We start from the raw sequence: 18805 nt of genomic DNA, 5'->3' as shown, positions 1-18805 counted from the left end.
GAAGCGACGTGGCAATCCAGAGTGGCGTAGACCGTCCTGGATCGCTTCGCTTCGCTCGCAATGACGGCGGATATTACCCCGCGATCTTCGCCCGAACTTCCTCGGCCTGACGCATGATATTCGCGACCAGCTGGGCGCACGTCGGGATGTCGTGGATCAGCGCCTGGCTCTGGCCGCTGGTCCAGATGCCGCCATCGACGTCGCCGTCGCGCAGCACATTTTCGCGCCCGCGCACGCCCGCCATCAGATGCTTCACATCCTCGAAGGTCTTGGTCGGGTCGCGCTGGATCTCGGCGACCTCAACCGACACCGCATTCTTCGCGACGCGCGCGGTGTTGCGCAGCGTGCGGCCGACGAGCACCGTGTCGGTCTCGGTCGCGTCGACGATGCGCTGCTTCACATTCTGGTGGATCACGGCCTCGACGGTAGCGCAGAAGCGCGTGCCCATGTTGACCGCATCGGCGCCGAGCGCCAGCGCGGCGACGATGCTGCGCCCGTCGGCCATGCCGCCCGAGGCGATGATCGGGGTATCGGGCAGTGCATCGACCGTCGCCGGCAGCAGCACCACGAGGCCGACATCGTCCTCGCCGGGGTGACCCGCGCATTCGAAGCCGTCTATGCTGATCATGTCGACGCCCTTTTTCACCGCCGACACCGAGTGGCGCACCGAGGTGCATTTGTGGATCACCGTGACCCCGGCGTCCTTGAAGGCCGGCAGGTGGTCGGTCGGGGCGCGGCCCGCGGTTTCGACGATCCTGATGCCACTGGCGATGATCGCCTCGCGATATTCGTCATAGGGAATGGGGTTGATCGACGGCAGCAGGGTGAGGTTCACGCCAAAGGGCTTGTCGGTCAGCTTGCGGGTGGCCTCGATCTCGTCGAACAAGGCCTGGCCGGTCGGATACATATGCGCGGTGATGAAGCCCAAGGCCCCCGCATTGGCGACCGCGGCGACGAGCGGGCCATAGCCCACGCCGGTCATGCCGCCCATGATGATCGGGGTTTCGATGCCGAACTTCTCGGTAATGCGCGTCTTGATCAAAGCTTCCTCCCATCGGTTTTGTTGCGAAACCCTTGGCGCGCGGGCTGGCGGCGATCAAGCCCGATAATGCGCATGGCCAAGTGCATCTTGCTCGGGCAGGATATGCCCTCGGCGGCGAACAGGAGACGGGACATGGCGGGCAGGCAGAATATCGGACGATCGCTCGTCCTCGTCGCGAGCTGGATCGCGCTGACCGCCGCAAGTGCCGAACCCGCCTATGACGTCGTGATCCGCGGCGGCACGATCTACGACGGGTCGGGCAAGTCCCCCCTCACCGGCGACGTGGCGATCAAGGACGACCGCATCGTCGCGGTCGGCAAGGTCGAGGGCAAGGGTCGCAGCGAGGTGTCCGCTAGCGGCATGGCGGTCGCGCCGGGGTTCATCAACATGCTGAGCTGGGCGACCGAATCGCTGATCGCCGACCCGCGCAGCCAGAGCGATCTCCGCCAGGGCGTGACGCTGGAGGTGATGGGCGAAGGCTGGTCGATGGGGCCGATGAACGCGGCGATGAAGGTCCAGGAGACCGAGCGCCAGGGCGATATCAAATATGCCATCGAGTGGACCAGCCTTGGCGATTATCTGACGTATCTGGAGAAGCGCGGCATCGCGCCCAATGTCGCGAGCTTCGTCGGCGCCGCGACGGTGCGTATCCATGAACTGGGCGAAGACGATGTCGACCCGACCCCCGAGCAGCTGGCGCGCATGCAGACGCTCGTGCGGCAGGCGATGGACGAGGGCGCGCTCGGCGTCGGCAGCTCGATCATCTACGCCCCCGGCTCCTATGCCGAAACCGACGAACTGGTCGCGCTAACCAGCGCGGCCGCGAAATGCGGCGGCATGTATATCAGCCATATGCGATCCGAGGGCGACCGGCTCGAGGAAGCGGTCGACGAACTGATCGAGATTTCGCGTCGTTCGGGCGCCCCCGCCGAAATCTATCACCTCAAGATGGCGGGCCGCGACAATTGGGGGAAATATGATTCGGTCGTCGCCAAGGTCGAAGCGGCGCGCGCCGCGGGCCAGCGGATCACCGCCGACATGTACACCTATACCGCCGGCGCGACCGGGCTCGACGCCGCGATGCCGACCTGGGTGCAGGCGGGCGGACTCGAGGCGTGGATCGAGCGGCTGAAGGACCCCGCGACCCGCGCCCGCGTCGCCGCCGAAATGCGAAAGCCGGGGAGCGACTGGGAAAATCTCTTTTACGGCGCGGGCGCCGACAAGATGATCCTGTCGGGCTTCAAAAGCGATAAGCTCAAACCGCTGACCGGCAAAACGCTCGCCGAAGTCGCGGCGATGCGCGGGAAGAGCCCCGAAGAGACCGCGATGGACCTGGTGGTCGAGGACGGGTCGCGCGTCGGCACCGTCTATTTCCTGATGTCCGAGGACAATGTCCGCAAGCAGGTCCAGCTGCCGTGGATGAGCTTCGGGTCCGACGCCGCGTCGCAATCGGCCGAGGGGGTGTTCCTGAAATCGGGGTCGCACCCGCGCACCTATGGCAATTTCGCGCGGCTGCTCGGCCGTTACGTCCGCGACGAGAAGCTGATCCCGCTCGAACAGGCGGTGTACCGGCTGACTACCCTGCCCGCGACCAACCTCGGGATCGCCGAACGCGGGGCGCTGAAGCCCGGCTATTATGCCGATGTCGTGATCTTCGACCCCAGGGCGATCGCCGACCATGCGACGTTCGAGAAGCCGCACCAATATGCGACCGGTGTGCGCGACGTCTTCGTCAACGGGGCTGCCGTGCTCAAGGACGGCGAGCCGACCGGCGCCACCCCCGGCCGCGCGGTACGCGGCGCCGGGTTCGGGAAATGCCGCTGAGGTTCAGTCGCGAAAGCGGATCGCGGCACCGTCGGCATCGCGGGTGATACGCACCCGCACCTCGTAAAGCGCGCCGAGCATATCCTCGGTCATCACCTCGGCGACCGATCCCGCCGCGAGCAGCGCGCCGTCCTTGATCGCGACGACATCGTCGGCATGGCGCAGCGCGAGGTCGAGGTCGTGGATCGCCATGATCACGGTGCGCCCGGCATCGGCACGCGCGCGCAGCCGCCGCGCCGCGTCGAGCGCATGACGCGGGTCGAGCCCCGCGGTGGGCTCGTCAACGATCAGCAATTCGGGATCGCCGACGATCGCGCGCGCCAGCATCGCGCGGGCGAGTTCGCCGCCCGACAGGCTGGTCGCCGGGCGGTCGCGCAAGCTGGTGAGGTCGCAGGCGGCGAGCGCGTCATCGATCGCGGGGCGCAGCGCGGCTGGCAGATCGCCGAAGCTCGGCAGCACCGGGGTCAGGCCGAGCGCGACGACGCGCTCGACGCTGATAGGCCATTCGACCTCGGCGCGCTGCGGCAGATAGGCGCGGCGCCGCGCGAGCATCCGGCGACCGATGCTCGCGAGCGATTGCCCGCCGAGTTCGACGCGTCCGGCATCGGGCACGCGTAGCCCCGCCGCGACTTCGAGGAGCGTACTTTTACCGGCGCCATTGGGGCCGATCACCGCAGTCAGCCGGCCCGGCGCAAAAACGGCGTCTATGTCGCGCAGCACGACGCGCGCATCGCGTTTCGCGGCCACTGCGGCGAAGGTCAGCGCGCTCATGCGGTGCGCCTTTGCACATGAAGGACGAGCCACAGGAAAAAGGGCGCGCCGAACAGGCTGATGAACACCCCGAGCGCGAGGATCTTGCCGTCGACGACGAGCAGCCTTGTGCCGACATCGGCGAGGGTCACGAGCAGCGCGCCGACGAGCGCAGCAGGGACCAGCGTCTGGCCGGGCCGGTGCCCGACGAGCGGTCGAACGATATGCGGCGCGATCAGCCCGACGAAGCTGATCGCCCCCGCGACCGAGGTCGCCGCGCCGACCCCCATCGCGGTACCGAGCAGCGCGAGCAGGCGGGTGCGCGCGACATGGATGCCGAGACTTTCGGCCTGCGCCTCGCCGAGCGCCAGCGCGTCGAGCGCGCGGCCGGTGAGCAGCAACAGCATAGCGCCAACGAGGATGAAAGGCGCCGCGAGCCAGACATGGTCCCAGCTGCGGTCGACGAGCGAGCCCATCAGCCAGACCATGATCTCGTATGCCGCATAGGGGTTGGGCGCGACGTTGAGCGCGACGCTGACCCCGGCGGCGGCGATGCTGCTGACCGCGGCGCCGGCGAGGATCAGCGACAATGTGCCGCCGCGCCGCGACAAGGCGAGCGCGGTGCCCGCGGTGACGAAACCGCCGACGAGGCCGAACAAGGGCGGCGCCATCGCGAAGCTCGCCGCGAAGCCGAAATAGATCGCGATCACCGCGCCGAGCGACGCCCCCGCCGACACCCCGAGCAGCCCGGGTTCGGCGAGCGGGTTGCGCAGCAGCCCCTGCAGCACCGCACCCGACAGGCCGAGGATCGCGCCGACCATCAGGCCGAGGATCAATCGTGGCAGGCGGATTTCGATGAGGATCAGCGACGCGAGGTCGGTGCGGCCCGCGAGCAACCCGCCGAGCGCCTGTTCGGGGGTCAGCCACACCGTTCCGGCGAGCAGCGAGACGAAACCCGCGGCCAGCAGCAGGACGAGCAGCAGCGGGACGAACCAGCGCATCACAGCGCATGAACCCCGGCAAAGGGAAGCGGGGTGCGGACCCGGCTCGCCGCGGCGCGCAGTTCGGCGCGCAGCCGGATCGCCGCTTCGCTGATCCTGGGGGTGCCGCAGCCATAATAGGCCGGCGAAATCGCCACCGTCCGCGCGCCGTCCCAATAGCGGCGAACGAGCGGATGACGCTCGATATTCTCGCGCATTCCATATTCGGGGCGGACCCCGGCGCCCTTGACGAGCAGGGTCGGCGCGGCGACGAGCAGCACTTCGGTGTCGGGGCGATTATAGCGCGACACCGGCGGCTCGTTGGCGATGTTCACCGCGCCCGCCGCTTCGAGCACCGCGTTATAGAGCGACCCCTTGCTCGCGCTGAAACCACCGCCGTCCCACGCGACGACACGCAGCGGCGGCCCGGGATCGCGAGCCAGTTCGGCAAGCTCGCGGTCCATTTGGGCGATCATCGCCTCGCCGCGCGCGACTTCGCCGACCGCCCGCGCGACCTGCCGGACATTGGCGCGGATCGCATCGAAGCTGGTCGCGTCGTCGACCTCGATCATCGGATAGCCGAGCCGTTTGAGCATCGCCCGCGTCGTCGGTTTCGAAAAACGGTCGGCGACGATCAGATCGGGTTGTTGCTGGACGACCTCTTCGGCAAGGCCGTGATTGATGCCGACTCGCTGCGCCGCCTCGGCCATCAGCGACCCCGACGGATCGCGCGACAGCCAGGTCACCGACGCGATCCGTTCGGGCGGCAGCAGCGCCAGCACCAGCTGGTCGGTGCACTGGTTCGTCGACATGACGCGCAGTGGCTTAGAAGGCGGCGGCCCGGCGTCGGGCGGCGCCACGGCGCTGCCGGTCGAAACCAGCAGCACCGCGGCGGCAAACACAGACGCCAGGCCGACCCCCTGCATCAGATTTTTACGCGGATACCAATGGCGGCTGTGCGACCGTAAGTATTATAGCCTTTGACAACCACATAATCCTCATCGAACAGATTTTCGATCCGGCCATAAACTTCGAGCTGATCGGTGATTGGGAAAGCCGCACGCACGGCGGTCAGCCAGTATCCGTCGAGGCGATTGGCGAAGCTGTTGTTGATATTGTCGAAACTGTCGCCGGTCAGGGCAATCGTTGCACCCAGTTTCAGGCCCCAAGGCGATTTCCAGTCGGCGACGAAACTCGCTTTGTCCCTTGGGCGGCGGGCAAGCTGGTTGCCAAAATTGGCACCCGGGGAGCGGGTGGTAGCATCGACCAGTGCGTAATTCACCCGTACGTCCAGATTGTCGTTGGGCCGGACGATAAGTCCAAGCTCGACGCCCTCCGACTTCACCCGCCCGATATTCTCCGATTGGAATGTCGCGGGATTATAGGCGATGAGGTCGTTGCTTTTGCGATGGAAGTAGGTCGCGGTCGCCGTGACTTTGCGATCGATAAAACTGTGCTCGATTCCGGCGTCAAAGCCTTTGGAGGTTTCCGGTTTCAGATTGATGTTGCCGAATGGCGGCAATGCCTCGCTCAACGTCGGCGCACGAAAACCTTCGGCATAGCTCGCGCGGAATATGGTCTTGCCATCATTGGGCGTATAGGCCGCGTCGGCACCAAAGCTTGTGTGGTCGCCATATTGTGAATGATCTTCGTATCGCACGCCGCCGTTGACCGCCAGGCCGTCAAACGGGTGTACGCCAATCTGTCCGTAAAAGCTGGAATAGTCGCTTTTGAACCTGGTGGGTGTGGTGTCACCGCCCAAGGGATAGAAAGTGCTGGCGAACGTCTCTTCATGGGCGCCGCCGAAAACCAGTGACGCGATGCCGAAGTCGACATTGCCGTCATAGGCAAAACGGTCGACTTTGCCGCGCGCGGTGAAAACATTGTAGTTGAAAGGACCGGTCGCGCCATCCTCGCTGCCTTTGCGGGTCAGGTCGGTACGGCTGTACGACAGGCGCCCCTTCCACTTGCCGTCGAGCAGGTCGTGGTTCAACCCGGCATAGCCGACGAACTGTTCGTTATCGGATTCGGGAATGGAATTTGCCGGGTTGCCCGGAAAGGCAAAGGCGTCGTCATATTCAATCCGGCCCTTGTTGTAATAACCGCGCAGATCGAGCGCGAGGGCAGGCGAGAATTCGACGAGCAACTTTCCGTTGGCGGAAAAGTTCCTGTACCCATCGCGTTCGGTGCCGCCGATGAGCGACGAAATACCGTCGGTGCGATAATAGCCGGCGCCGACGCTGCCGGAGATGATCCCACTCTTGCCCGACACATTGCCAAAGACTTTGGCGGTGTCATGGCTGCCATATTCGGCGAAAGCATTGGCCGACAGCGTGTCCGTGGGTGCGACGGTTTGCACGCTGATGACGCCACCGATCGCCTGGCTGCCCCAGATGACCGAATTGGCACCGCGCAGCACCTCGACCCGGTCGATATTGCCCGTAAGCAATCCACCGAAATCGAACGCGCCATTGGGCGTCGAAGGATCATTGATCCGCACGCCATCGATCAGCACCAGCGTCTGGCTGCTTTCGGCGCCGCGGATAAACACGCTGGTTTGCGATCCGACGGGTCCGCTTTGTGCGACAGCTACGCCTGGCACGAGGTTTAAAGCGTCGCTGATCGACGTCACTTGCGATGTTTCCAGATCGTCGCGCGTGATAACGGAAATGGTGTGGCCCGTTTCGGTGCGGCTCTGTTCGACGCCGCTGGCGGTGACGACAATGGTATCACCGTTCGCGTCGGTCGATGTTTCGTCGGGATTGGACTGCGCGAAGGCGGGCGTCGCCGCCGTCAGCGCGAGGAGGGAAATGAAACCGGTCTTCAACATGGGATAAGCCCCCTTTGCGCCAGAGCGAAGTGGCGGGGGCGTACCGGCGAACCGGTCGGTGCAGGCGAAGGGCGGGCACAAGTCGCTCCGTCGCCACGCACCGATGCGGCCCCAGCCGCACAGGTCGTCGCTCAGACGGAGGATTACCGTGCCATGACCATCCCCTGGACCAAGGCAAGAGCGACCGGTGCGCTGGCAGGTCTCCTGGCTCGCGGGTCACAGCTTGATGCACGCCTTCCCAGGTTGCCCCAGTGGCTGGCCCGGACAAGGATCCGGACCGGTGCATCGCGCTCACCGCTTACAGTTGCAGGGACAGCCTCGGAGTCGAAAGCCCGAGCCGGGCCTTCTCACCGTGTTCCCGTTTTAAGCCCTTTCGGGCACCGGCGCGATCTTGCGGGGGCCAGGCCCCCGCGGCGCAAGCCCATAGAGCAATGCCGCGCTTTCGCAATCGGCTTTATCGCGGTCGCCGTCGCGTACAGGCGTTCCGCCGCGGCGTGAATGGGGCTTGCGCGCGCGCGGCTTGCCCTTCATGATAGCGCTACCATAACAGAACCTTGGGAGAGGTGAATGAACACAGCGTCGCGAGGCCAGACCAATCTGGCGCTCATTACGGCGATCGTCGCGGTGGCGACGATCGGCGGATTATTGTTCGGATATGACAGCGGGGCGGTCAACGGCACCCAGGACGGGTTGCGGTCGGCGTTCTCCCTGAGCGAGGCGGGGCTCGGTTTCACCGTCGGATCGCTGTTGATCGGCTGCTTCGTCGGCGCCTTTCTTGCCGGCACGCTCGCCGACGCGATCGGGCGTCGCAACGTCATGATCCTGTCGGCGATATTGTTCCTCATCGGCGCGCTGATCCAGGGCTTTGCCCATGCCCAGCCGCTGTTCGTCGTCGCCCGGATGATGGGCGGCATGGCGGTGGGCGCCGCGAGCGTGCTGTCGCCGGCCTATATCTCCGAGGTCGCCCCCGCCCATATCCGCGGCCGGATGACGACGGTGCAACAGATCATGATCATCACCGGGCTGACCGCCGCCTTCGTCGTCAATTATTTCCTCGCCGCCAGCGCCGGAGCATCGACCGCGCCCTATTGGGCGGGGATCGAGGCGTGGCGCTGGATGTACCTGATGCAGGCGGTGCCAGCGGCGGTCTTTCTCGTGGCGCTGTTCTTCATTCCCGAAAGCCCGCGCTATCTGGTGTCGAAGGGGCGGATCGACGAGGCCGGCAAGGTGTTGACCCGCCTGTTCGGCGCCGCCGCCGCCGCGACCAAGGTCGACGAGATCAGGGCCAGCTTCAGCGCCGACCATCGCCCGCGCCTGTCCGACATATTCGATCCGGTGAAGGGCGGGGTGCGCCCGATCGTCTGGGCCGGGCTGTTGCTCGCGGTGTTCCAGCAGCTCGTCGGGATCAACGTGATCTTCTATTATGGTGCAACGCTGTGGCAGCTCGCCGGTTTTACCGAGGACCAGTCGCTGCAGATCAACATCGTGTCGGGGATCGTGTCGATTGCCGCCTGTTTCGGAACGATCCTGCTCGTCGATCGCATCGGCCGCAAGCCGCTGCTGCTGATCGGGTCGGCGGGCATGGCGGTGACCCTGTTCGCGCTCGTCTATGCCTTTGCCAACGGCACGCTCGACGCCGGCGGGAAGCTCCAGCTCTCGTCGTCGCTCGGCACGCTCGCGCTGATCGCGGCCAATCTTTACGTGATCTTCTTCAACCTCAGCTGGGGCCCGATCATGTGGGTGATGCTGGGCGAAATGTTCCCGAACCAGATCCGCGGCTCGGCGCTGGCCGTGTGCGGATTCTTTCAGTGGTTCGCCAACTTCCTCATCTCCTTCACCTTTCCGATCATGGCGGTCGGGCTGGGGCTGGCGGTGAGCTACAGCTTCTATGCGATTTGCGCGGTGATCAGTTTCTTCCTGGTCCAGCGCTTCATCGTCGAGACCAAGGGCAAGGAGCTCGAAGCCATGGAAGGCTGAGCGAGTCCCAGCGACGCCTTCAAAGGGGACCGGGCGACCGGTCCCCTTTTTCATGCGGCGCAATGGTCGCGGATATAGTCGCGGTGGCGCGGCATATGGTCGACCGATGCGGTCACCGCCGCCTTGATCTGGCGCAGCCGGTCGCGCGTCTGTTCGATCGGCATCAGTTCGGCGACGGGATCGTAACGGCGCGCGCCGAGCCGCTGCCCCTCCATCACCGCGAACCAGCTGGTGTCGTTGAACAACTCCTCATGTTCGCGAAAGGCGCGCCCGCTGCTCTGAAAGACGCGGATCTTTTCGGCGAGCCGGTCGGGGATCGGCATCGTCCGGCAATAGTTCCAGAAGTCCGAATCGTCGCGCGTCGTGACATGATAATGGAGCACGAGGAAATCGCGCACCAGCTCGCTCTCCTCGACCATCAGGCGATTATAGCGGTCGATGCTCGCGGCTTCGAAGCCGGCATCGGGGAAGTTGGACAGGAGGCGCGCGATGCCGGTCTGGATCATCCAGATGCTCGTCGATTCCAGCGGCTCCATGAACCCCGCCGACAGCCCGATCGACACGCAGTTCTTTTCCCAGAAGCGCGCGCGGTGGCCGGTGGTGAATTTCAGGAAGCGCGGATCGGCGAGCGGCTTGCCGCCCAGATTGGCGAGCAACACCGCCGCCGCCTCGTCGTCGCCGATATAGTCGCTGCAATAGACATGGCCGTTGCCGACACGGTGCTGGAGCGGGATGCGCCACTGCCAGCCCGCCGAGCGCGCGGTCGAGCGCGTATAGGGGGAAAAGTCTTCGCCGAGTTCGCACGGCACCGCGACCGCGCGGTTGCACGGCAGAAACGCCGACCAGTCGATATAGGGCACTTCGAGCTCGCGGCCGATGAGCAGGCCGGCAAAGCCCGAGCAGTCGATGAACAACTGCCCACCCACCGTGCGGCCGTCCTGCATCGTCACATTTTCGATATGGCCGCTCTCGCCGTTTCGCGTGACGCCGGTGATTTTGCCCTCGATCCGGGTGACCCCGCTGCCCTCGGCCAGCTCACGCAGATAAAGGGCGTAAAGCCCGGCATCGAAATGAAAGGCATAGGCGATCGACGAGAGCAGCGAGCCGGGGGCGGTGGTCGGGCGCATGAACTTGCCATGGCGCGCCGCCTTGGCCATCACCGAAAAATCCTCGACGTCGGCGAATTCGGCTTCGCCGCGCAGCCGCTGCCAGAAAGCATGGAACGACACCCCGCCCATATCGACCCCGATATTGCCGAAGGGATGGAAATAGCGCTGGCCGATGCCGCCCCAGTCGACGAATTCGATCCCGAGCTTGAAGCTGCCCTTGGTACGGCGGACGAAGTCGTCCTCGTCGATCCCGAGCATGCGGTTGAAGATGTTGATCTGCGGGATCGTCGCCTCGCCGACCCCGACGGTGCCGATCTCGTCCGATTCAACCAGGGTGATGCTGGCATAATCGGGGCCCAATATCCGCGCGAGGGCCGCCGCGGTCATCCAGCCGGCGGTGCCGCCGCCGACGATGACGATCGATTGAATCCTGGTCGCTTCCATCGCACTCCCCCTTCAACGTCGGCATTTTTATCACACACGATCGTCGCTATTCGTCGCTAAGGCAAATCACCGCTTGTCGAAACCCGGCCTATATCATATGACAGGTAAATGGTAGCGCTACCTTTTCGGCAGCGCAACCCGATGAGGCCGAAAAGGCCCATGACATGGGAGGGGTTTAAATGCCTGTTGTAACGACGTTTTCTCGTGACGTTCGGCTCACGAATCACAACGCGCCCTGGCTTCGCCTGGGCGTTTCGACGCTGGCGCTCGTCGCCTCCGCGATAATCGCTACCCCGGCCTTTGCCCAGGACACCGACACCAACGAGGTCGCCGACCCGTCGAACGCGCCCGAGATCGTCGTCACCGGCTTCCGCGCCGCGCTGCAAAGCGCGCAGGGGCGCAAGGAAAACGCCGACACCGTCATCGATTCGATCACCGCCGAAGATATCGGCGCGCTCCCCGACCGCTCGGTGACCGAGGCGCTGCAGCGCATTCCCGGGGTCACCATCAACCGCTTTTCGGCGGGCGTCGATCCCGACCATTTCTCGGTCGAGGGATCGGGCGTCACCATCCGCGGCCTCAGCTATGTCGGATCGCGCTTCAACGGCCGCGACGCGTTCAGCGCCGGCAACGGTTCGGGGCTGAGCTTCGCCGACGTGCCGTCGGAACTGCTCGCCGGGGTCGACGTCTACAAGACCCCGTCGGCCGACCTGATCGAAGGCGGCATCGGCGGCATCGTCAACCTGCGCACCCGCCTGCCCTTCGACCAGAGCGGCCTGCTCGTCGCGGGCTCGCTCGAACTCAACTATGGCGATTTCGTCAAGAAATCGGCGCCGACCTTTTCGGGATTGATCAGCAACCGCTGGTCGACCGGGATCGGCGAAATCGGCCTGCTCGCCAGCGCCTCCTATTCGCAACTCTATTCGCAGGCCGATCGCATCGGTATCTCCAGCTTCCGCCCGCGCACCACCTATTCGGACGGGACGCGCACCGACGTCGTACCGTTCGCCGGCGCGACCGCGGGACCCTCGGCGCTGTTCCCGCGCGGCGCCGTGCTCGGCCGCCAGAATTTCAACCGCGAACGCTATGGCTATTCGGCCGCCGCGCAGTGGGAAAGCAACGACGGGACGCTCGCGGCGACCTTCCAGTTCCTGCGGTCCGACGCGCGTCAGGCGTGGAGCGAGAATACGATCGAAATCGCCACCGACAATGTGTCGAACAATGGCGATTCGCGCGCCGTCGCGGGCACCTCGCTGGAATTCGACGACAGCGGCGTCTTCGAAAATGGCGTGATCACCGGCCCGACCGGCTGGCGCGCCGACCAGCAAAATGCGACGGGTGACATTCGCACGCCCATATTGGGGCTGCAGTCGAACAATATCCGCCGCGACCATTATGAACGGATCAAGACGACCGATTATTCGGCGAACTTGCGCTGGACCCCCAGCGAAAACCTCGCGATCAATCTCGACTATCAGCATGTCGATTCGAAAAGCGACGTCGAGGACAATACGCTTTGGGGCTCGACCTATCAGGATGCGATGATCGACCTCAATGGCCATGGCCTGCCATTCGTGCAGTTCATCCCGCCGCAGAATTGCGATCCCGCGCCCTGCCAGGGCAATCCCGGCTTCGCCGCCAATTCGCCCTCCTATTTCACCGGCAGCCACCAAAGCTTCACCGATCCGTTCAACAGCTTCTACCGTTCGGCGATGGACCATCTGGAACAGAGTGATGGCAGCGAGGACGCCTTCCGCGTCGACGCCGAACTGTCCTTTCCCGACAGCGGCTTCCTGAAATCGCTGCAGGTCGGCGGACGCTATGCCGACACCGAGCAGACCGCGCGTTTCTCGATCTACAATTGGGGCGTGCTCAGCGAGCAATGGGGCAATGGCGGCCCGGTGTGGTTCGACGACAATGTCGACAACGTGACCGGCGGCAATGGCGGGGCACCGCTGCCGGGGTATGAAGAGGTCTTCTATCCCAATTTCTTCCGCGGCGCCGCCAACAACCCGATCGCGGGCCAGGGCCGCCTTTTCTATTCGGGTAACACGGTCAAGGACCGCGCCGCCTATATCGCCTATGCCAATGCGATCGCGCGCGAATGGCAGGGGACGACCACCTGCGGCATCGACGGCCGGACGATCAATGCGGGGTGGAACTCGCTGGCCGATCGCTGCGGCAATGTCGCCGGTACGCCGTTCCAGCCGGGCGAGATCAATCCGCAGCAGAACAAGAATCTGGCGCTTTACGGCATGATCAAGTTCGACAGCGAATTCGGCAGCGGGATGCGCTTCACCGGCAATGTCGGGCTGCGGTATACGCGCACCAAGCGCACCTCGCAGGGGTTCCAGCAGTTCGCCAACAACCCGACGTCGATCACCAGCGAACAGGCTTGCATCGATGCGGCGAACGCCGGGCAGCCGGCGACGGGTTTCTGTACCTTCACCCCGGCGGTGCGCCAGCAGGCACGCAACTATCTGAACGGCGCGCTGCTGCCGATCGACGCCAAGACCAACTATGATTATTTCCTGCCGAGCGTGAACCTGAAGCTCGAAGTCGGCGGCGGGCTGCAATTCCGCGCCGGCTATTTCAAGGGCGTCTTCGCCCCGCCCTTCGGCTTCTCGCGCAACTATTTCAACGTCACGGGTCTCAGCGCCAACCAGAATGTCGACAGTAGCGGCGCGGCGATCCCGGGCAGCTTCACGATCCAGTCGACGGTCACGGCGGGCAATCCCAATCTGCTGCCGACGACATCGGACAATTTCGACCTCACCGCCGAATATTATTTCAGCAAGGTCGGACAGGTGACGCTATCGATGTTCCACAAACGGCTGCACAATGTCGTGACCAACGCGACGGTTTCGACCGACCTGACCAACAACGGCGCGACCTTCCCGGTGGTGCTGACGACCGCGATCAACTCGCCCGACACCGGCAAGGTCACCGGCGCCGAGGTGTCGTACCAGCAGGTCTTCGACTTCCTGCCGGGACCTCTGTCGGGACTCGGGCTGCAGGCGACCTATACCTATGTCAAATCGTCGGGGGTGCCGCAGACGACGCTGTCGGCGACCGACCCCGATGTCGCCGCGGGGCGCCAGTCGGCGATTTCCGGCGACAGTTTCCCGCTCCAAGGGCTGTCGAAGCATACGATCAACATCACGCCGTTCATCGACATCGGCCCGCTGTCGCTGCGCGCCTCGTACAATTGGCGCTCGCGCTATCTGCTGACGATCCGCGACGTGATCACGCCGTTCGATCCGATCTTCCAGCGCGCCTATGGCCAGCTCGACGCCTCGGCGACGGTCACCGTCACCGACCAGTTCAAGCTGGGCATCCAGGCGGTGAATATCCTGAACTCGCAGACCAAGACCGAAGCGGCGGTGCTCAACGGCGCCGGCGATATCCAATATGTCCCGCGCCAATGGTATATGAGCGACCGACGCTTCACGATCCTGGCGCGGTTTACCTTCTAGGGGCGCATCCCGCCTCGCTTGGGGGCCGCCGCTTTCTGTGAAAGCGGCGGCCCTTCTTATGTCCGCGACAGCGAATCCGGCCGATAGGCGATGAACATCGTCGCGGTGAGCCGGCCGGCGCGCGGATCGCCCGGATGGTTGATCGCCGGATCGATGATGCCGGCATGCAGCGCGTTGCTGCGATAGAGGATCAACCGGTCGAACGCCGCCGCAATCGCGGCAACGCGGACATGGCCGGGCGTATCGGGGGAAGGATAAGCGGGACTCCCGGGCGCGGGCATCGCGGCGTCGCGCGCGTGGTCCCACGCCGCCTCGCGGGTCGGCGATATCGTCTCGAACCCCGTCGACAGCTGGCGAAAAAAGGCGGTGCCGCCGAAATGCGGCGGGCAGAGATAATGGACGGTCGCAAAATGCAGCGGGTCGCAGGTGTCGATATGCGGCACCGTCTGGAGCGGGACGAGCTCGGTCGCCGGGGTGGTGACGATCGAGAAGAAACATTCGGCGCGGACCAGCCGCACAGGCCCCAGCCGATGGACGCGGCGGATCAGCGGATCCAGCCGCGCCACCATCGCGCGCACATAGGCGAGCGGCATCGGCGCGCGCAGGCCGGGGTAGAGATTGCCCGTGACCGGCGCGAAAGCCACCGCGTCGGCGGCGAAAGCGACGAGCGCCTGCGGATCGGTGGTCACGCCGTCGATGCGGATCAGCGGCACCTGTTCGGCCCCGATCGCGAGGATGTCGATGACCGCGGCGTCGGCGGGCCTGCAATCGGGCGCGGCGTTCATGCGCCCGTTGTCGCGGTTATCGCGGCCGGGTCAAGCGCGCGGCGCGGCACCGGCGAGCAGATCGGCGAGCGCGGCGCGCATCGGATGCGGCCGGTAATCGTCGCCATAGGGGCAACAGCGCTGCGGCAGGCCGTCGGCGCGCGGGGCAAAACCCTGCAGCCAGCTGAACTTGTCGACCATGCCCCAGGCCAATATGTCGCGAAGCTGCGGATAGGACAGCATCACCTCCAGATAGGCGCGGGTGTAATTGGCGACCCCGGCGTCGCGCGCGGCATGGTCGGCGGGCAGGCCATTGTCCTTGACGTCGAATTCGGTGAGCAAAAGGCGGTAGCCCATGCCGGTGACGTCGTCGCAGAAGGCGCGCCATTCTTTCAGGTCATAGGGGCCGATACCCGTCGCGCGGTCGATCGTCCGCATCTCGATATGCGACTGGATGCCGAGCGCGTCGCACGGCACGCCGCGCTTGCGGAATCCTTCGAGGAGGCGGAGCACCGCGGCGCGATGGTTCGCATGGCCCGGCTCCCAGCTCATATAGTCGTTATAGACGAGTTCGGCGTCGGGCAGCTCGCGCCGCGCGGTGTGGAAGGCAAGGTCGACCACCGCCTCATGGCCGCCCATCGCGGTCGACATCGAGGTGTCGACGAAGGCGCCGCTCTGGTCGTCGAACAATTCGTTGACGACGTCATAGCTGTGGATGGTGCCGCGATAGCGCCGCGTCACGGTTTCGATATGACTGGTCACCAGCCGCGCCGCCTCGGTCGCGGGGCGGGTGCCATAGTCGTAAGTGTTGACCCACTCGGGCATCCATTTCGGGCGATGCCAGAGCAGGGTGTGACCACGGATATCGAGGCCCTTCGATTTCGCGTAGCGGACGATCGCGTCGAACGCGGCGAAGTCATAAGCGTCCGGCCCTGGGCGGATCGCCTGCCACTTCATCTCGTTCTCGGCGACGACCAGCCCGCACTCGCGCTCGACGACCGCTCGGTACGCCGGATTGCCGATCGAACCACTGTCCGACCCTTCCACCCCATAGCCGATCGCCGAACCGAACAGCAGTCCCTTGCGCGCCGCGATCCGGTGCAGGCCTTCGCCGGTGGCCGGCGGCGCGGCGGTGGTCAGCCCGGCGGCGCCCACGCAGGCGGTCAGCGACAACGCCGACAGGCCCGCCAACGCCTCGCGCCGACTAAACGCCGCATCGATCACGGCGTGACCACCAGCTTGACGCTCTGTACCTCGGCCGAATTGGGGCCGACCATGATTTCGAAATCGCCGGGTTCGATGACGCGCTTCATGGCGCCGTTCCACATCTGGAAGGCGGCGGGCGGCAGCGTGATCGCCACCGCCTTCGTCTCGCCGGGCTTGAGCGTGACGCGCCGGAAGCCCTTGAGCTCCTTGACCGGCCGGGTGACCGAGCTGATGCTGTCGCGGACATACACCTGCACCACCTCGTCGCCCGCGCGCGCGCCGCTGTTGGCGACGTCGACTGTCACCGTCACCGGCTGCCCCGCGGCGATCGACGGGGCCGACAGGCGCGGCGCGCCGATGGTGAATTTGGTGTAGCTGAGGCCGTAACCGAACGGGAACAGCGGCGCCTTGTCGTCGAACAGATAGCCGCGCCGCGCGGTCGGCTTGTGGTTGTAGAAAAAGGGCAGCTGTCCGACGTTGCGTGCGACCGTCACCGGCAGTTTGCCGCCGGGATTGCTACGCCCGAACAGCGCGTCGGCGATCGCATGCCCCTGCTGCTCGCCGCCATACCAGGTTTCGAGGATCGCATCGGCCTTGGCGACGACGCCGGGATAGGAGGGCGGGCGGCCGTTAACGAGGACGACGATCACCGGCTTGCCGAGCGCCTTCAGCGCGTCGAGCAACTCCTCCTGCTCGCCGACGATATCGATGTCCGACCGGTCGCCGAGATGGCTGTCGGCCCAGCCTTCGCGGCTCGTCTGTTCGGTGTCGCCGATGAACAGCAATATATGATCGGCGCCGCGCGCCGCCTCGACCGCCGCGGCGATGCGCTGGCGGTTGGCGGCGGGATCGGCGAGCTTGACCTCGTCAGCCCACCAATCGTCATTCTCGGTGATCTTGACGCCTTCGTTGTAGACGATCGTCGCCTTGTCGCCGACGAGCGCCTTGATGCCGTCGAGCGGCGAGACCGTCTTGGGCGGGATGCCGTAATAGCCGCCGAGCCGTGCCACCGCGGCATTGGGACCTATGACCGCGATGGTCGGCCTGGCGGCTGCGCCCGCCGTCGGCAGGGCGAGCGGAAGGACTCCGTCATTCTTGAGCAGCACCAGCGACTTGTCTGCGGTGCGCCGCGCCAGGGCGATCGCCTCGGCATCGTTGGTGACCGTCGTCGCCTTCATCGTCGCGAAGGGATTTTCGAACAATCCGGCGAGGAATTTGATCCGCAGCATCCGCGTCACCGCGGCGTCGATGTCGGCCTCCTTGACCTTGCCCGCGCGCACCGAGTCGACGAGCGTCGTGTACGCCGCACCGTTGGGCAGGTCGCTGTCGACCCCGGCGGCGAGCGCCTGGCGCGCGGCATCGGGCAAATCGACCGCGATCTTGTGCAGCTTGACCAGATCGTCGATCGCATAATAGTCGCTGACCACCGCGCCCCCGAAGCCCCATTCGCCGCGCAGCACGTCGCCGAGCAGCCATTTGTTGACGTGGCTGGGGACGCCGTCGATCTCGTTATAGCTCGCCATCACCGCCTCGATGCCGGTGCGCTTGACCACCGCCTCGAACGGCGGGAAAAAATCCTCGCGCAGCGTGCGTTCGGCGATCGGCGCCGGGCCGACGTTGGTGCCGCTTTCGGGCTGGCCATGGCCGGTCATATGCTTGAGCGTCGCGAACACCTTGCCCGGTGCGAGGGGGCCGGGGCCGCCCTTGCCCTGCAGTCCCTCCACCGCCGCGACCCCCATTTCGCTGACCAGATAGGGATCCTCGCCGAAGGTCTCCTCGATCCGCCCCCAGCGCGGGTCGCGCGCGACGTCGACGACCGGCGACAGCACGAACGGCACGCCGCGCGCGCGGACCTCGCGCGCGATGACACTGTTCACCTCGCGGATCAGGTCGGGGTCCCAGGTCGAGGCCATGGCGATCGATTGGGGAAAGCTTGTCGCGTCGCGCGCCGCGAGGCCGTGGAGCGCCTCTTCGTGGAACAGCACCGGGATGCCGAGCCGCGTATTCTTGGTCGCCCATGTCTGGACCGCATTCACATAGTCGACGCTTTCAGGGATCGAGCGCAATTTGTTGGTGCGCGGGCTGCTCGGCCCGCTGCGATCCGACGGGCGGGCGATCTGGCCGAGGCCGTTGGGATATTTCCGCGACGCCTTTGCCGGGTTCCACGTCGTGTCGGCGTCCTGCACCTCGGCCTTGCTGTCCCACAGCGTGATGATCTGCCCGACCTTTTCCTCGAGCGTCATCCGCGCCAGCAGGTCGGCGACGCGCGCATCGACGGGCAGGCTGGCGTCGCGATAGGGAGCGTTGGCGGGAGGCCTGGCGGTCGAGGCGGCCGATGCGGGGGCGGCCTGCTGGCCCATGACCTGCGCCAGCGGCAGCGTCATCGTCGTGGCCAACAGCGCG

Annotated in this window: 12 protein-coding genes and 1 riboswitch; of the genes, 3 read left to right on the top strand and 9 right to left on the bottom strand. The window is 65.5% G+C overall.

Features of this window, described 5'->3' with window-relative positions; genetic code table 11:
• Positions 1-73 precede the first annotated feature (73 nt).
• Positions 74-1042, bottom strand: coding sequence for an NAD(P)H-dependent flavin oxidoreductase (locus AC07U1_RS06215; protein WP_495177129.1), 969 nt, complete (start codon positions 1040-1042; stop codon positions 74-76).
• 132 nt (positions 1043-1174) lie between these two features.
• On the opposite strand from AC07U1_RS06215, the gene AC07U1_RS06210 reads away from it, so the two are divergent.
• Entirely contained in the window at positions 1175-2866 is a 1692-nt protein-coding gene (locus AC07U1_RS06210; protein WP_495177130.1) for an N-acyl-D-amino-acid deacylase family protein, read from the top strand.
• Between the two features lie 3 nt (positions 2867-2869).
• Here AC07U1_RS06210 and AC07U1_RS06205 read toward each other — a convergent pair whose 3' ends face one another.
• The 4 genes from AC07U1_RS06205 to AC07U1_RS06190 are packed head-to-tail and all read right to left on the bottom strand — an operon-like array spanning position 2870 to position 7426.
• Positions 2870-3637 carry an ABC transporter ATP-binding protein gene (locus AC07U1_RS06205; protein ID WP_495177131.1) on the bottom strand — a complete coding sequence of 256 codons (768 nt, stop codon included), beginning with the start codon at positions 3635-3637 and terminating at the stop codon, positions 2870-2872.
• Positions 3634-4617 (bottom strand): FecCD family ABC transporter permease, encoded by a 984-nt coding sequence (locus AC07U1_RS06200; RefSeq protein WP_187139219.1) that lies wholly within the window; start codon positions 4615-4617, stop codon positions 3634-3636. Before AC07U1_RS06200 ends, AC07U1_RS06205 begins: the two co-directional genes overlap by 4 nt.
• Positions 4617-5522 (bottom strand): ABC transporter substrate-binding protein, encoded by a 906-nt coding sequence (locus AC07U1_RS06195; protein WP_495177132.1) that lies wholly within the window; start codon positions 5520-5522, stop codon positions 4617-4619. The genes AC07U1_RS06200 and AC07U1_RS06195 overlap by 1 nt, the downstream gene beginning before the upstream one ends.
• Positions 5522-7426, bottom strand: a complete 1905-nt coding sequence (locus AC07U1_RS06190) for a TonB-dependent receptor plug domain-containing protein (protein WP_495177133.1) — start codon at positions 7424-7426, stop codon at positions 5522-5524. Before AC07U1_RS06190 ends, AC07U1_RS06195 begins: the two co-directional genes overlap by 1 nt.
• Positions 7427-7603: 177 nt before the next feature.
• Positions 7604-7821, bottom strand: a riboswitch (cobalamin riboswitch).
• Positions 7822-7993: 172 nt separating this feature from the next.
• Between AC07U1_RS06190 and AC07U1_RS06185 the strand changes: the two genes are divergently transcribed.
• The gene (locus AC07U1_RS06185) at positions 7994-9403 is read left to right on the top strand and encodes a sugar porter family MFS transporter (protein ID WP_495177134.1); all 1410 of its coding nucleotides are present in this window, start codon (positions 7994-7996) and stop codon (positions 9401-9403) included.
• A gap of 50 nt (positions 9404-9453) precedes the next feature.
• On the opposite strand, the gene AC07U1_RS06180 is transcribed toward AC07U1_RS06185, so the two are convergent.
• Positions 9454-10956 carry a tryptophan halogenase family protein gene (locus tag AC07U1_RS06180; protein WP_495177135.1) on the bottom strand — a complete coding sequence of 501 codons (1503 nt, stop codon included), beginning with the start codon at positions 10954-10956 and terminating at the stop codon, positions 9454-9456.
• Between the two features lie 179 nt (positions 10957-11135).
• On the opposite strand from AC07U1_RS06180, the gene AC07U1_RS06175 reads away from it, so the two are divergent.
• Positions 11136-14432, top strand: a complete 3297-nt coding sequence (locus AC07U1_RS06175; protein WP_495177136.1) for a TonB-dependent receptor — start codon at positions 11136-11138, stop codon at positions 14430-14432.
• Between the two features lie 56 nt (positions 14433-14488).
• Here AC07U1_RS06175 and AC07U1_RS06170 read toward each other — a convergent pair whose 3' ends face one another.
• Genes AC07U1_RS06170 through AC07U1_RS06160 form a run of 3 tightly spaced genes read right to left on the bottom strand, consistent with a single transcriptional unit; the run spans position 14489 to position 18786 of the window.
• The gene (locus AC07U1_RS06170) at positions 14489-15217 is read right to left on the bottom strand and encodes a DUF6445 family protein (RefSeq protein ID WP_495177137.1); all 729 of its coding nucleotides are present in this window, start codon (positions 15215-15217) and stop codon (positions 14489-14491) included.
• A gap of 30 nt (positions 15218-15247) precedes the next feature.
• The gene (locus AC07U1_RS06165) at positions 15248-16387 is read right to left on the bottom strand and encodes an endo-1,4-beta-xylanase (protein WP_495177138.1); all 1140 of its coding nucleotides are present in this window, start codon (positions 16385-16387) and stop codon (positions 15248-15250) included.
• Positions 16388-16416: 29 nt separating this feature from the next.
• Positions 16417-18786 (bottom strand): glycoside hydrolase family 3 N-terminal domain-containing protein, encoded by a 2370-nt coding sequence (locus AC07U1_RS06160; protein ID WP_495177478.1) that lies wholly within the window; start codon positions 18784-18786, stop codon positions 16417-16419.
• Between the last annotated feature and the right edge of the window lie 19 nt (positions 18787-18805).

It is taken from the genome of Sphingopyxis sp. GW821-FHT02C12 (assembly GCF_059421785.1).
Note: the sequence above shows the minus strand (reverse complement) of the source record. Positions and strands in the feature narration are given on the sequence as shown.

What these genes read in the sequence shown, in the direction of transcription:
- AC07U1_RS06210 (WP_495177130.1), top strand. Translation starts at nt 1,175, where the DNA reads ATGGCGGGCAGGCAGAATATCGGACGATCGCTCGTCCTCGTCGCGAGC.
- AC07U1_RS06205 (WP_495177131.1), bottom strand. Translation starts at nt 3,637, where the DNA reads ATGAGCGCGCTGACCTTCGCCGCAGTGGCCGCGAAACGCGATGCGCGC.
- AC07U1_RS06200 (WP_187139219.1), bottom strand. Translation starts at nt 4,617, where the DNA reads ATGCGCTGGTTCGTCCCGCTGCTGCTCGTCCTGCTGCTGGCCGCGGGT.
- AC07U1_RS06195 (WP_495177132.1), bottom strand. Translation starts at nt 5,522, where the DNA reads ATGCAGGGGGTCGGCCTGGCGTCTGTGTTTGCCGCCGCGGTGCTGCTG.
- AC07U1_RS06190 (WP_495177133.1), bottom strand. Translation starts at nt 7,426, where the DNA reads ATGTTGAAGACCGGTTTCATTTCCCTCCTCGCGCTGACGGCGGCGACG.
- AC07U1_RS06185 (WP_495177134.1), top strand. Translation starts at nt 7,994, where the DNA reads ATGAACACAGCGTCGCGAGGCCAGACCAATCTGGCGCTCATTACGGCG.
- AC07U1_RS06180 (WP_495177135.1), bottom strand. Translation starts at nt 10,956, where the DNA reads ATGGAAGCGACCAGGATTCAATCGATCGTCATCGTCGGCGGCGGCACC.
- AC07U1_RS06175 (WP_495177136.1), top strand. Translation starts at nt 11,136, where the DNA reads ATGCCTGTTGTAACGACGTTTTCTCGTGACGTTCGGCTCACGAATCAC.
- AC07U1_RS06170 (WP_495177137.1), bottom strand. Translation starts at nt 15,217, where the DNA reads ATGAACGCCGCGCCCGATTGCAGGCCCGCCGACGCCGCGGTCATCGAC.
- AC07U1_RS06160 (WP_495177478.1), bottom strand. Translation starts at nt 18,786, where the DNA reads ATGACGCTGCCGCTGGCGCAGGTCATGGGCCAGCAGGCCGCCCCCGCA.